This is a genomic window from Zhongshania aquatica (assembly GCF_027257955.1).
Classification (GTDB): domain Bacteria; phylum Pseudomonadota; class Gammaproteobacteria; order Pseudomonadales; family Spongiibacteraceae; genus Spongiibacter; species Spongiibacter aquatica.
This window is the reverse complement of record NZ_JANZNQ010000002.1, coordinates 80,850-94,436: the sequence shown is the minus strand read 5'-3', so window position 1 is coordinate 94,436 and position 13,587 is coordinate 80,850. Positions and strand designations below refer to the sequence as shown.

Sequence of the window (13,587 nt, the reverse complement as noted above, 5' to 3'; positions counted from 1 at the left end):
TTCGCGCCAGTCGGCCGCGACAAATGGCAATTTTATGACTGCAATGCGAATCGGTATTATTGCCGGGGAAGCCTCCGGTGATATTTTAGGCGCTGATTTAATTCGCGCTATTAAGCAACGTTATCCCAATGCCATATTTGAGGGTGTTGGTGGACCTTTGATGATTGAGCAAGGCTGTAGAAGTCTTTTCGATATGGATCGCTTATCGGTCATGGGGGTCGTTGAACCTCTTAAGCGTCTACCAGAATTACTGCGTTTACGGCGCTTACTAAAATCCCATTTCCTGAATTGGAAACCGATGATTGTTATCGGTATCGATTCGCCAGATTTCAACTTAAATATTGAGCTTTATCTCCGTGAGCGAGGTATTAAAACCCTGCATTATGTTAGCCCATCAGTTTGGGCTTGGCGGCAGGGCAGAGTGAAAAAAATTGCTAAAGCGGTTGATCACATGCTTACTTTGTTCCCTTTCGAGGAACATTTTTATCAAGAGCACGGTGTTCCGGTCACGTGTGTTGGTCATCCCTTGGCAGATCAAATTCCGATGGATGATCAGCGCGTACAAGCCCGTTTAGATTTAGACGTGGAGGACGGTCATCCGGTGCTAGCGATTTTACCCGGCAGTCGCGGTGGTGAAGTGGCCTTGCTAATTGAGCCGTTTCTTAATACCGCCCAGTGGTTGCGGCGAGCACAGCCAAATATTGAATTTTTAATTCCAGCTGCCAATGCTGAGCGGAAACAGCAGATACTGCAGGCAGTCGCGACTCTGTCTAAAGATCTTCCTGTTCGGGTGATACTGGGCCGGTCTCGTACTGTGATGGCGGCTGCGGATGTTGTCTTAATGGCCTCGGGTACAACTAGCCTCGAAGCGCTGCTATTACAACGGCCAATGGTTGTGGCGTATCGGTTTGGAAAGTGGTCATATAAGTTATTTTCTCGTTTGGTTAAAACCCCCTTTTTCTCCTTACCCAATCTCTTAGCTCAGCGGGCATTGGTGCCAGAATTGTTGCAAGACGAAGTCTGCGCTGAGGTCATTGGGCCACTGCTATTAGAGCAACTGAACAATGCGAATCACCGTGATGCCTTAATTGCTGAATTTCAGACCATTCACCGTCAGTTAGCTCGCGGGGCGAGTGAGCGTGCGGCGGATGTTGTCCTGCAATGCGCCGGAGTAAGCAATGTCTAAAATTGATGACCTCTTTGCTGAGTTCGATGTTCCAGACTTAACGGCAGGCGTTGATGAAGTGGGGCGCGGACCGCTATGCGGAGACGTAGTGACTGCTGCGGTTATTCTTGACCCGAGCAAGCCTATTGTCGGGTTAAACGATTCAAAGAAACTCACCGAGAAGCGACGTGAAGCCCTATTCATTGAAATAAAAGAAAAAGCGTTAAGCTATTTTATTGCTAGGGCCTCGGTAGAGGAAATTGATGAGATAAATATTTTACAGGCGAGCCTATTGGCCATGCATCGTGCCGTCGCCGGTTTAGCTGTGCAGCCAGAGTTTGTGTTGGTGGACGGCAACCGAGTACCGAATTGGCCTTATCGTGCGCAAGCTGTGGTAAAAGGCGATAGCCGAGTGCCTGCGATTGCTGCTGCGTCAATTTTGGCCAAGGTCACCCGTGACCGAGAAATGGCAGAATTGGATGCGGTCTACCCCGGCTATGGTTTGGCTGGGCATAAAGGCTACCCCACAAAAGTGCATTTAGAGGCTCTTGAATTACTAGGTGTGACGCCAATTCACCGACGCAGCTATGCGCCTGTTCGCGCTATTTTGGAGGCCAAGCAATGATCTCTGATCAATTTGTTCATTTGCGTGTGCATTCGGAATATTCAATTGTCGACGGCTTGGTGCGAGTTAAAGCATTAGCGAAGCGGGTCGCAGAGTTAAATATGCCTGCGGTGGCATTGACAGATCTGAATAATTTTTACGCCTTAATTAAGTTTCAGAAAGCGGCAACAGCGGCGGGTATAAAGCCAATTTTTGGCAGTGATTTACTGGTTCGAGATGACGAGGATCCAGATCTAACGAGTGTGCTTTGTCTGCTGGCGCAAAATCAGACTGGATACCGGAATCTTACTGAACTGATATCTCGTGCTTATTTAGAGGGGCAGTATCAGGGACGGGCTTACGTTAATCGCAGTTGGGTAGAACAGGCTAGTGAAGGGCTTATTGCTCTGTCAGGTGGACGGGAAGGCGATATTGGCCAGCTGTTGATGGGCGGTAAACCCGATGCGGCGGCCGCAAGCCTAGCACGTTGGTTATCGATTTTTCCTGATCGCTTCTATATTGAATTGCAGCGTACCGGCCGACAATACGAAGACGAATATTTGCACGCTGCGGTCGCGTTGGCGGAACATGCTGATTGCCCGGTAGTGGCGACTAATGACGTGCGCTTTTTAGATTCGAAGGAATTTGACGCTCACGAAGCGCGGGTGTGTATTCGCGATGGTCGTGTACTGGACGATCCGCGTAGACCGCGTAATTACAGTGAGCAGCAGTGTTTGCGCAGCGCGGAAGAAATGCAGGCATTGTTCGCTGACATTCCAGAGGCACTGCAAAACAGCGTTGAAATTGCCAAACGCTGTAACTTAACTATTCAGCTTGGTACCTATTATTTACCTGAGTACCCTATTCCCGAGGGATTAACTCAAGAGCAATTTTTCCGGGATCTTTGTCACAAGGGTTTGGATGAGCGTTTAGATTTTCTTTTTGATAGCAGTGCGCCTGAATTTGCTCATCATCAAAAGGAATATCGAGATCGTTTAGATTTTGAACTAAACGTTATTTTGCAGATGGGTTTCCCCGGATATTTCCTAATCGTTATGGATTTCATTCAGTGGGCGAAGGATCATGATATTCCCGTTGGCCCTGGCCGTGGTTCGGGTGCCGGTTCGCTCGTTGCTTACGCTTTAAAAATTACCGATCTTGATCCCATTCAATACGATTTGCTGTTCGAACGGTTTTTGAATCCCGAGCGGGTATCGATGCCTGATTTCGACGTCGATTTTTGTATGGACGGTCGTGATCGAGTTATTAACTACGTGGCCGACAACTACGGTCGCGACGCGGTAAGCCAAATCATTACCTTCGGCACCATGGCCGCCAAAGCGGTAGTGCGCGACGTTGCTCGGGTTCAAGGCAAGGCTTATGGCTTGGCTGATAAACTGTCAAAAATGATTCCCTTTGAAGTTGGGATGACCCTTGCTAAAGCCCACGAGCAAGAGGAAGTGCTGCGGGAATTTTTGGTAAATGATGAAGCCGCCCAAGAAATTTGGGATATGGCGGTGCAATTAGAAGGCGTCGTGCGTGGCGTTGGCAAGCACGCCGGCGGTGTAGTTATCGCACCCTCTAAATTGACAGATTTTGCACCGCTTTATTGTGATGATGCCGGCGGTGGCTTGGTCACCCAATTTGATAAGAGCGATGTTGAAGACGCTGGCTTAGTTAAGTTCGACTTTTTGGGTCTGCGTACCCTAACGATCATTGATTGGGCACTTAAAATTGTAAATGCCCAGCGCGCCAAAGTGGGCGAAGGCCCGTTAGATATCATGGCCATTCCTTTGCAGGATCGGCCCACCTTTGATTTACTTAAGCGGGCAGAAACAACGGCTGTATTCCAGCTTGAATCCCGCGGTATGAAAGATCTTATAAAGCGCCTTCTGCCTGATTGCTTTGAAGATATCATCGCACTAGTAGCCTTGTTCCGGCCCGGCCCTTTGCAATCGGGCATGGTTGATGACTTCATTAACCGGAAACACGGTCGCGCAGAGCTGGCTTATCCCCATCCCCAGTATCAGCATGACTGCCTTAAACCTGTCTTGGGGCCGACCTACGGCATTATCTTGTACCAAGAGCAGGTTATGCAGATCGCGCAGGAAATGGGCGGTTACACCCTCGGTGGCGCTGACTTGTTACGCCGTGCAATGGGTAAGAAAAAACCCGAAGAAATGGAAAAGCAACGGGTGCTGTTTCAGGCCGGTGCGGTCGAGAAGGGTTTTGCTGAAGACCTCGCGTCTAATATTTTTGACTTGATGGAAAAGTTTGCAGGTTACGGCTTTAACAAGTCCCACTCTGCAGCTTACGCATTAGTTTCCTACCAGACTGCATGGCTAAAGACCCATTATCCGGCACCCTTTATGGCAGCGGTAATGAGTTCGGAATTGGACAATACCGACAAGATCGTTATCTTCATCGAAGAATGTCGGGAAATGAAACTGGACTATAAACTGCCTTCGGTAAACGAAGGAGAGTATATGTTCACCGTGAATGATCGCGGTCAGATTGTCTATGGTCTTGGGGCGATTAAAGGTTTAGGCGAAGGTCCGGTTGAAAATATTATTGCCGCTCGTAATGCTGGTGGACCGTTCATAAATTTGTTTGAATTTTGTGAGCGAACCGATCCACGTAAGGTAAATAAGCGGGCGATTGAAGCGCTTATTCGTTCCGGAGCCTTTGACGATTGGGGCGAAGATCGCGCGGTATTAATGGCCGCGATGTCTGAGGCGGTACAGGCGGCTGAGCAGTCGGCGAAGAACACCGAAAGTGGTATGACTGATTTGTTTGGCGATACCTTGGCGGTTGTTAGTCGCGATGTCTACGCGTCTTTTCAAAATGTTCGGCCTTGGACGAGTAAAGAGCGCCTGCTTGGCGAGAAAGAAACGTTGGGCCTCTATGTGACTGGGCATCCTATCGATGACTATGAAACTGAACTACGGCGTTTTGTCCCCAAGAAGATTGTCGATCTAAACCCCGAAAAACACCCCCAAACCATTGCGGGTTTGGTGATGAGCATGCGGACAATGAAGAATAAGCGTGGCGATACCATGGCTTTTGTACTTTTAGATGATCGCAGTGCGCGAATTGAAGTTGCCTTGTTTAGCGACGCCTACGATGAGTGTCGTGAAAAACTGATAAAAGACACCGTGATCGTTGTTGAGGGTATTTGTAGCAATGACGAGTATAGCGGTGGTAAAAAGATGCGCGTCAAAGCGGTAAGAAGTATTGCTGAGGCGCGGGATCAGAGCGCCAAAGAATTGCAGATATCGGTATCCCCCAATACCCTTGCAAATGAAGGGATTGAGCGACTAAAAGGCGCGTTGAATGTTGCCAGAGGTGGTCGTTGTCCAGTAGTGATTAACTATCAGCGAGCAGAGGGTGCTGGCCGTATTCGGCTGGGTGATAATTGGCGAATCCTGCCAAACGATGAGTTATTACTGCGATTACGTGACGAGTGTGGCGCAAATAACGTGGTGATCAATTACGATTAACGTATAATCATTATGATAAATGGGCCCATTTCTGTTTATTGAATGGTGGGCGTGTCCAAGAATTCAACGAGTGAATAATACAGCGCAATGAATCCGAATTATCTTGATTTTGAACAACCTATTGCCGAACTAGAAGCTAAAATTGAAGAGCTGCAGCTGGTCGGGAGCGATAACGATCTCAATATCAATGAAGAAATCACCAAGCTGCGTGAGAAAAGTAGTAAGTTGACCGAGAAGATTTTCTCGAATCTCACGCCTTGGAATGTGGTCAAGATAGCTCGGCACCCGATGCGGCCTTACACATTGGATTATATTCGTCGTATTTTCACTGATTTTGATGAGCTTCATGGCGACCGCCATTTCGGCGACGATTCGGCTATTGTAGCCGGTATTGGCAAGCTGAATGGCATGCCAGTTATGGTGATTGGCCAGGAAAAGGGGCGCGGTGTAACCGAAAAAGTGAAGCGCAATTTCGGTATGCCCAAGCCAGAGGGTTACCGTAAGGCCTTGCGCCTAATGGAGATGGCGGAACGTTACCATCTACCTATCGTTACGCTCATTGATACACCGGGTGCCTACCCGGGCATTGACAGTGAAGAGCGTGGTATCAGTGAAGCCATTGCGCAAAATCTTGCGGTCATGTCTCGCTTAAAGACTCCAATTATCTGTGTTGTTATTGGCGAAGGCAGTTCTGGCGGCGCGCTGGGAATAGGCGTGGGTGACCACATTGCAATGCTTCAGTATTCAACTTACTTCGTTATCTCGCCGGAAGGTTGTGCGAATATTATTTGGAAAAGCTCTGAGTTTGCCCCAGACGCGGCTGAGGCGATGGGCTTGACCTCAACGATCCTTGAAGAGCTGGGTATTGTTGATGCAACCATTCCTGAGCCGCAGGGCGGAGCTCATCGAGATATTGACTTGAGCGCTGCGCGAGTACGCGATCATGTTGCCGCCCAAATCAAGCGCTTGCAGGGCTTGTCAGAAAAAGAATTATTGGACACGCGCTATGAGCGTTTAATGTCTTATGGCGTAAGCTGAGTCCTTTAATGTAATTCCCCTGGGGCACGGAGCTTATATGACCGAACTGCTGTCCCTGTTTTCGACCACGCTGTCGCCCTATGTGGGCCGTCAGCGTTGGTATATCGCCTTTAGTGGCGGTCTCGACTCTCATGTATTACTTCATCTTGCCTGGTGCTTGCAGCAGATTGCATTAAGTCGCGGCGACGATTTTCCCGAATTGTGTGCGATCCATATTGATCATCAATTGCAGGTCGACTCTGCTTCATGGTCTGAGAAGTGTCGGCAGCTTTGTGATAAGTATGCGATCCAAATTCATGTTCACAAAATAGATGTTCAAGGTCGTCGGCAGGGAACAGAGAGTCTTGCTCGTGAGGCACGCTATCGCGTATTTGAAGGGTACCTTGCTGACGAGGATTTATTGCTTCTTGGTCATCATCAAGACGATCAGGCAGAAACATTTTTACTACGCTTACTGCGCGGCGCCGGTGTTGTTGGCTTAGCGGCAATACCAGCTGTCCGATCATTGGGGCGGGGTAGCTTGTTTCGACCATTGTTAAAAATTCCCCGTTCTACCCTTGAGACCTACGCGGCTTGTCATAATCTGGATTGGGTTGACGATCCCAGTAATAAGGATTCTCACTATAGCCGCAATTTTCTTCGTCATCGTGTGATGTCTGCGCTTAGCGAACGCTGGCCTGAGTACCGAGAAAGTATTAGCAAGGCGGCAGAGTTACAGGCTGAAACGGCGGTTTTATTAAATACTTATCTGGATGCTGATGTTGAGAATTGTAGTGATGAAAAAGGTCGGCTTGATCTAAATAAGGTCGCAAAATTAGATCCAGTTAGGCGGCAGGCGGTATTGCGCCATTTTGTGTTTTTGCGACTGGGAATTCGTTTAGATAGGACGCAAAGCCGTGAAGTTGCAAGTCAGTTTTTAGATGCTGCCCAAGACAGTCAGGCGGTGTTTCGACTTCGTGGTGGCGGGGTGTTACGAGCATTTCGCCGCCGATTGTACTGTGATAAGCACGGTGATCTCCGTCATGTTTCGTCCGATCTTGTTTGGGATTGGGACGGCGAAAGTGATCTTCATGTCGATGGACTGGGTATACTGAGTGTCACGGGTAATGGCGATTTCCTGCCACGTGGAAAGCTGACAGTGCGCTTTCGCCAAGGTGGCGAGCGATGTCGGCTAAGTGGTCATAAACATAGTAAATCCCTAAAAAAGCTTTTGCAGGAGTGTGATATCCCGCCATGGGAGCGAGATTGTCTGCCATTGATATATTGTGATGATGAGATTGCTGCCGTCGCAAATATCGCCATTTGCGACGGTTTTCAGGCAAATCAGAACGAAAAAGGTTTACAGCTGCACTGGGAGTTTCAGGCGCTGACCTAACCGGTCGCTTCTGTTAGAATGCCCGGCTCGCAAAAAGAGCCGTGACTATGAGTTCGCAGAATCCCTCAGCCAACCCCCTCGATAATATCCGTATCGTGCTCGTTAACACTTCGCATCCCGGTAATATCGGCGCGGTGGCGCGGGCGATGAAGAATATGTGTCTTTCGCAGCTGTATTTAGTGGAGCCACGTAAATACCCTCATGATGAAGCGACATGGCGTGCCGCCAGTGCGGGCGACCTCTTGGACTCAGCAATTGTCTGCGAAACCTTGGCCGATGCGATAGCGGGATGCCAACTTGTTATTGGTACCAGTGCTCGCGAGCGCACCGTGCCCTGGCCTTTGTTAGACCCACGTCACTGCATGGAGCGAGCCTACAAAGAAGCCGAGGCTAGCCATAAGGTAGCGGTGGTGTTTGGCCGCGAAGATCGGGGTTTAACCAATGAGGAACTCCAGCGCTGTAATTTGCACGTACATATCCCCGCTAATCCAGATTACAGCTCTTTAAATATTGCCATGGCTGTGCAAGTTTTAAGTTATGAGTTGCGTATGGCCCACCTCAGCGAGGACTTAACAAGTAATGAAATGGCGGAATGGGATGTGCCGGTAGCGGGGGCGGATGACCTAGAGCGCTATTTGGTTCATTTAGAGGAAACCCTGCGCGATATTAATTTTTTGCGTCCAGAAGCCCCCAAGAAGCTGATGACTCGACTGCGCCGTCTCTACCAGCGCACCCGACTGGATGAAATGGAAGTGAATATTCTCAGAGGTATTCTAACGTCCACTCAGTACTGGGTTCGTAAAGCGAAAGTGAAGGATGGAGATAGTGGCGACGAGTCTTTATAATCCGTCACCGGCGTCTCGCCATCTCCTACTAAAGTCCTTGGTTATAAAGTTGACTATTTTGCTGGGTTATTGCATAATTCAGCCGTAGAAAAACGTAGGTGAGCTTATGCGACTGACGACAAAAGGGCGCTACGCCGTAACAGCAATGTTGGATTTGGCATTGTATGGTGACCGCGGCCCCATCAGCTTAGCCGATGTGTCGGGGCGACAAGATATATCGCTGTCGTATCTGGAGCAATTATTTGCCAAGTTACGGCGCAAAGATTTGGTTTGCAGTATTCGTGGTCCTGGTGGTGGATATCGGCTTAGCCGCCCCAGTGAATTAATTTACGTCGCGGAAATCATTGATGCCGTTGATGAGCGTGTTGATGCTACTGGTTGCGCCGGTAGCAGTGATTGTCAGGATGGCCAGACCTGCTTGACCCATAATTTATGGACTGATCTTAGTGAGCAGATCCATCATTTTTTAAGTGACATCAGCTTGGCGAGTTTGGTTGAGCGTCGGGATGTTCAAAATGTATCAGCGCGCCAATTACAGCGGGCACGCAATGCGCAGTCGATTATTTTAACTGCGGTAGATTAGTGTATTTCTCAGCTGCGGCTGAGAGTTTGGGAGAAGAATTTATGCAATTACCGATTTACTTGGATTATTCCGCAACCACGCCGGTTGATCCGCGGGTTGCAGAGAAAATGATGGCTTGCCTGACCACTGATGGTGTGTTCGGGAATCCGGCATCGCGTTCTCATTTATTTGGCTGGAAAGCGGAAGAAGCGGTTGAAAATGCTCGCCGCCAAGTTGCCGATCTATTGAATGCTGATCCGCGCGAAATTGTGTGGACATCTGGTGCTACTGAATCGAATAACCTTGCTATTAAAGGTGCCGCGCACTTTTACAGCAAAAAAGGTAAGCACGTTATTACCTCAAAAATTGAACATAAGGCGGTGTTGGATACCTGTCGTCAGCTAGAGCGTGAAGGCTTTGAGGTGACTTATCTAGATCCAACAGATAAGGGGCTGATTACCCCAGAAATGATTGCCGACGCGATACGTGAGGACACCGTCGTCGTTAGTATCATGCATGCTAATAACGAAATTGGCACAATCAGTGATATCGCTGGTATTGGTGAAGTGTGTCGCGCAAATGGCGTGGTATTCCACGTCGATGCGGCGCAAACGGCGGGCAAGGTAACCATTGATCTAGAGGCAATGAAAGTTGATTTGTTGTCTATGTCAGCTCACAAAATGTATGGCCCGAAAGGTATCGGTGCGTTATACGTGCGTCGTAAACCGCGTATTCGCTTAGAGGCGCAAATGCACGGCGGTGGTCACGAGCGCGGTATGCGTTCTGGAACCTTACCGACCCATCAAATTGTTGGTATGGGTGCGGCCTGCGAAATTGCTCGTCAAGAAATGATTAAAGATGCGGAACATGCTCTTGCCTTGCGTAATCGCTTTTGGGATGGTCTGAAAGACATTGAGCAAGTCCATATAAATGGGGATTTTGAGCAGCGTTTGCCGGGTAACTTGAATGTCAGCTTGGCCTTTGTTGAAGGCGAATCTCTGATTATGTCGCTAAAAGATTTGGCTGTGTCGTCTGGGTCTGCGTGTACATCAGCAAGCTTGGAGCCATCCTATGTATTACGTGCTCTAGGTCTTAACGACGAATTAGCACATAGTTCGCTGCGGTTTTCATTTGGACGTTTCACTACATCTGAAGAAGTGGATTACGCGATCAAGCAAGTTCGCGGCGCAGTAGACAAATTACGAGAGTTGTCACCTTTGTGGGATATGTACAAAGATGGCGTGGATTTAGACAGTATTGAATGGGCAGCTCATTAAGCTGCTCAGCGTGAGAGGACGGAATCATGGCATATAGCGAAAAAGTACTCGATCACTACGAGAATCCGCGCAACGTCGGTAAATTTGACGACAGCGCTGATGAAATTGGTACAGGCATGGTTGGCGCGCCAGCGTGTGGCGATGTCATGCGCCTGCAAATCAAGGTGAATGAGCAGGGCATTATTGAAGATGCCAAGTTCAAAACCTATGGCTGCGGCTCTGCTATTGCTTCTAGCTCACTTCTTACAGAGTGGGTAAAGGGTAAAACCTTGGAAGAGGCTGAGCACATTAAAAATACTGAGATTGCCCAAGAGTTAGCGCTGCCACCAGTGAAAATTCACTGTTCGGTACTAGCTGAAGACGCAATCAAAGCAGCGGTATCTGATTACCGCAAGAAAAAGGCGGCTCTCTGAGTCGCGGTAGGAGGATAGATGCCAATTTCAGTTAGCAGTGCAGCGGCAGGCCATATAAAACGTCAGATTGATGGTCGTGGCCGAGGCTTAGGTATTCGTGTTGGAGTGCGCACCTCAGGCTGCTCTGGTATGGCCTACGTACTGGAGTTTGTTGACGAAGCTCAGGCTGAAGATCAGGTTTTTGAACGTGATGGTGCGGCAGTCTATATTGACCCCAAAAGCATGGTGTATTTAGACGGTACTGAATTGGACTTCGTTAAAGAAGGTCTCAATGAAGGTCTGAAATTTAATAACCCCAACGTGTCGGCTGAATGTGGCTGCGGTGAGAGCTTCACCGTTTAGCGGCCCTGCCGGCCGGCCATAATGCTATGTCAGAATTTAATCCTCGGGAAAACTACTTCGTACTGTTGGCAGTGCCGCAAAGCTACGAAGTCAGTCAATCTGATTTAACCCGTCGTTATCGAGAATTGCAGCGCGACGCGCATCCAGATCGCTTTGCTGGTGGCAGCGAGCGTGAGCGATTGCGCGCTGTTCAGTCTTCCTCACAGATTAACGAAGCCTACGAAACATTGGTGTCACCGACGCGGCGCGCGGCCTACTTACTTAAGCTGGCGGGTGTGGATAGCGACATGTCATCTACGACATTTAAAGATCCCGAATTCCTAATGCAGCAAATGGAGCTTCGTGAGGAGCTCTCAGAATTGCAGAGTGCGAAAGATCCTGAGGCGGCATTAGATGTTTTTTATCGCGACCTCGATAATGCGGCAGATAAGCAAAAGACGGCATTTTCCAAACATTATGACCAACTGCAATATGATGATGCCTTGGCAAGTTACGCCAAGCTACAATTTTTAGAGAAGTTGCGTAGCGAAGCCGAATTGAAAGAGCGTGAGTTGCTCGATTATTGAAAAGGCGAGTTTCATCGCCGGGAGTTCAAACAACAAATATGTTGATGCAAATTTCAGAACCAGGGCAAACACCAGAGCCGCATCAGCGCAAGCTGGCGGTTGGGATTGACTTGGGTACCACTAACTCGTTGGTTGCGACCGTGCGTAATGGCAGTGCGCAAACACTTGCAGATCTGGACGGTGAGCATTTGCTGCCATCTGCCGTTCGTTATGGCGAAGAAGCGCGGGTAGAAGTGGGTGAAACCGCAATGGCAGGGGCGAGTCTTGATCCGCGCAATACCCTAATGTCGATAAAGCGCCTTATGGGCCGGTCTTTCGCTGATGTGTCTGAATCGGCTGGAATCAAAATGTCGCCCTACGAGTTGCTTGATTTAGGGCAGGATATGGTCAAAATTCGCACTCGCGCTGGCGATGTTTCGCCAGTGCAGGTGTCTGCTGAGATTTTAAAGTCCCTTGGCCGGCGTGCAGAAGAAACCCTTGGCGGCGAATTGACCGGGGTGGTAATTACGGTGCCTGCGTATTTTGACGATGCTCAGCGGCAGGCAACAAAAGATGCGGCGACTATTGCGGGTCTAAATGTGTTGCGCTTATTAAATGAGCCTACCGCCGCCGCCGTTGCTTATGGTCTCGATCAAAATGATGAGGTTGCGATTGCGGTTTTTGATTTGGGTGGTGGCACCTTTGACGTATCGGTACTCCAGCTAACTAAGGGTGTGTTTGAGGTGCTTTCCACCGGCGGCGATTCTGCGCTAGGTGGCGACGATTTCGATAACGCGCTTGCTCAATGGTTTCTCGCTGAAAATAAGCTGACAAGTTTAGATATGTTCCAGCAGCGAAGCTTACTTACCGCTGCAAGGCAGGCTAAAGAAGCGCTATCTAATCAAAATGAAGTCGAGTTGGCGCTAGGCGAGGTGAGTTCTACGCTCACGCGGCAGCAGTTTAACGAGCTGGTCGATCCCTTAATTGATAAGGCGATTCGGGCATGTAAGCGCGCCTTGCGTGACGCGAAGCTACGCACTGACGATATTCATAATGTTGTGATGGTGGGCGGCTCAACCCGAGTTCCACGGGTTCGCGAGCGGGTAGCGGAATGGTTTGGTCGTGAGCCCTTGGTAGATCTTGATCCGGATAAGGTAGTAGCACTCGGGGCGGCGTTACAGGCAGACCAATTGGTGGGTAATCGCAGCGGCGACGAAATGCTGTTGTTGGATGTTATTCCCTTGTCCTTGGGAATTGAAACCATGGGTGGCCTTACCGAAAAGATCATTCATCGAAATACCACGATACCGGTCGCGATGGGGCAGGAGTTCACCACCTTTAAAGATGGCCAAACTGGTATGGCTGTTCACGTGGTGCAGGGCGAGCGTGAGCTTGTTGAAGATTGCCGCTCTTTGGCGCGATTTGAATTAAACGGCATTCCTCCTATGGTGGCGGGTGCTGCGCGAATTAAAGTCACCTTCCAGGTGGATGCAGATGGGCTTTTGCGCGTGACTGCCCGCGAGGAAAGTACCGGTTCTGAAAGTCGTATTGAAGTAAAACCTGCTTACGGTTTAAGCGATACTGATATTGCCGATATGCTGCAGCAATCATGGGCGTCGGCGGTAGATGATAAAGAGGCTAGGGCGCTTCGTGAGCAGCAAGTAGAAGCTGAGGCCCTATTGCAGGCGGTATCCGCGGCATTGCTTCAGGATGGCGAAGCAATGTTGAGCGAAAGTGAGCAGCGCGAATTGCTTGCCAAAATGGAAGCCTTACATCATGAGCGCGAGAGTGGCACCGCAGCCAGTATCGCCAAGCACATTGAAATTGTAGGCAAGGGTAGTGAGGTCTTTGCGGAGCGTCGTATGGACGCAAGTATTAATCAAGCGCTCGCCGGTCGGCGAGTCGACGAAATTTAAGGAAG

At 49.3% G+C, this 13,587-nt stretch carries 12 protein-coding genes; all 12 read left to right on the top strand.

The window, feature by feature from the left end; genetic code table 11:
* Positions 1-34 precede the first annotated feature (34 nt).
* The 12 genes from lpxB to hscA all read left to right on the top strand — a co-directional run bounded on the left by lpxB (position 35) and on the right by hscA (position 13,582).
* The gene (gene lpxB / locus O9X78_RS02395) at positions 35-1,186 is read left to right on the top strand and encodes a lipid-A-disaccharide synthase (RefSeq protein WP_269618010.1); all 1,152 of its coding nucleotides are present in this window, start codon (positions 35-37) and stop codon (positions 1,184-1,186) included.
* On the top strand, positions 1,179-1,790 hold the full coding sequence (gene rnhB, locus O9X78_RS02390; RefSeq protein ID WP_269618009.1) for a ribonuclease HII: 612 nt from the start codon (positions 1,179-1,181) through the stop codon (positions 1,788-1,790). Before lpxB ends, rnhB begins: the two co-directional genes overlap by 8 nt.
* Positions 1,787-5,269 carry a DNA polymerase III subunit alpha gene (gene dnaE / locus O9X78_RS02385; RefSeq protein WP_269618008.1) on the top strand — a complete coding sequence of 1,161 codons (3,483 nt, stop codon included), beginning with the start codon at positions 1,787-1,789 and terminating at the stop codon, positions 5,267-5,269. Before rnhB ends, dnaE begins: the two co-directional genes overlap by 4 nt.
* An 87-nt stretch (positions 5,270-5,356) precedes the next feature.
* Positions 5,357-6,307 carry an acetyl-CoA carboxylase carboxyltransferase subunit alpha gene (locus O9X78_RS02380; RefSeq protein ID WP_269618007.1) on the top strand — a complete coding sequence of 317 codons (951 nt, stop codon included), beginning with the start codon at positions 5,357-5,359 and terminating at the stop codon, positions 6,305-6,307.
* 37 nt (positions 6,308-6,344) lie between these two features.
* The gene (gene tilS / locus O9X78_RS02375; RefSeq protein ID WP_269618006.1) at positions 6,345-7,682 is read left to right on the top strand and encodes a tRNA lysidine(34) synthetase TilS; all 1,338 of its coding nucleotides are present in this window, start codon (positions 6,345-6,347) and stop codon (positions 7,680-7,682) included.
* 47 nt (positions 7,683-7,729) lie between these two features.
* Complete coding sequence (gene trmJ / locus O9X78_RS02370) at positions 7,730-8,527, top strand: tRNA (cytosine(32)/uridine(32)-2'-O)-methyltransferase TrmJ (protein WP_269618005.1); 798 nt, start codon at positions 7,730-7,732, stop codon at positions 8,525-8,527.
* Positions 8,528-8,633: 106 nt separating this feature from the next.
* On the top strand, positions 8,634-9,110 hold the full coding sequence (locus O9X78_RS02365) for an Rrf2 family transcriptional regulator (protein ID WP_269618004.1): 477 nt from the start codon (positions 8,634-8,636) through the stop codon (positions 9,108-9,110).
* A 41-nt stretch (positions 9,111-9,151) separates the two neighbouring features.
* Positions 9,152-10,366, top strand: coding sequence for an IscS subfamily cysteine desulfurase (locus tag O9X78_RS02360; protein WP_269618003.1), 1,215 nt, complete (start codon positions 9,152-9,154; stop codon positions 10,364-10,366).
* Positions 10,367-10,392: 26 nt separating this feature from the next.
* A complete protein-coding gene (gene iscU / locus O9X78_RS02355) occupies positions 10,393-10,779 on the top strand; it encodes a Fe-S cluster assembly scaffold IscU (RefSeq protein WP_269618002.1) in 387 nt (128 codons plus the stop codon).
* Between the two features lie 18 nt (positions 10,780-10,797).
* Positions 10,798-11,121 (top strand): iron-sulfur cluster assembly protein IscA, encoded by a 324-nt coding sequence (gene iscA, locus O9X78_RS02350; RefSeq protein WP_269618001.1) that lies wholly within the window; start codon positions 10,798-10,800, stop codon positions 11,119-11,121.
* A 26-nt stretch (positions 11,122-11,147) separates the two neighbouring features.
* Positions 11,148-11,687, top strand: a complete 540-nt coding sequence (gene hscB, locus O9X78_RS02345; protein ID WP_269618000.1) for a Fe-S protein assembly co-chaperone HscB — start codon at positions 11,148-11,150, stop codon at positions 11,685-11,687.
* A 44-nt stretch (positions 11,688-11,731) separates the two neighbouring features.
* Positions 11,732-13,582 carry a Fe-S protein assembly chaperone HscA gene (hscA, locus tag O9X78_RS02340; protein ID WP_332108501.1) on the top strand — a complete coding sequence of 617 codons (1,851 nt, stop codon included), beginning with the start codon at positions 11,732-11,734 and terminating at the stop codon, positions 13,580-13,582.
* Positions 13,583-13,587: the final 5 nt, after the last annotated feature.

Coding starts and splice junctions, on each gene's coding strand:
- O9X78_RS02380 (WP_269618007.1), top strand. CDS start 5,357: ATGAATCCGAATTATCTTGATTTTGAACAACCTATTGCCGAACTAGAA.
- O9X78_RS02365 (WP_269618004.1), top strand. CDS start 8,634: ATGCGACTGACGACAAAAGGGCGCTACGCCGTAACAGCAATGTTGGAT.
- lpxB (WP_269618010.1), top strand. CDS start 35: ATGACTGCAATGCGAATCGGTATTATTGCCGGGGAAGCCTCCGGTGAT.
- trmJ (WP_269618005.1), top strand. CDS start 7,730: ATGAGTTCGCAGAATCCCTCAGCCAACCCCCTCGATAATATCCGTATC.
- iscU (WP_269618002.1), top strand. CDS start 10,393: ATGGCATATAGCGAAAAAGTACTCGATCACTACGAGAATCCGCGCAAC.
- tilS (WP_269618006.1), top strand. CDS start 6,345: ATGACCGAACTGCTGTCCCTGTTTTCGACCACGCTGTCGCCCTATGTG.
- hscA (WP_332108501.1), top strand. CDS start 11,732: ATGCAAATTTCAGAACCAGGGCAAACACCAGAGCCGCATCAGCGCAAG.
- dnaE (WP_269618008.1), top strand. CDS start 1,787: ATGATCTCTGATCAATTTGTTCATTTGCGTGTGCATTCGGAATATTCA.
- rnhB (WP_269618009.1), top strand. CDS start 1,179: ATGTCTAAAATTGATGACCTCTTTGCTGAGTTCGATGTTCCAGACTTA.
- hscB (WP_269618000.1), top strand. CDS start 11,148: ATGTCAGAATTTAATCCTCGGGAAAACTACTTCGTACTGTTGGCAGTG.
- O9X78_RS02360 (WP_269618003.1), top strand. CDS start 9,152: ATGCAATTACCGATTTACTTGGATTATTCCGCAACCACGCCGGTTGAT.
- iscA (WP_269618001.1), top strand. CDS start 10,798: ATGCCAATTTCAGTTAGCAGTGCAGCGGCAGGCCATATAAAACGTCAG.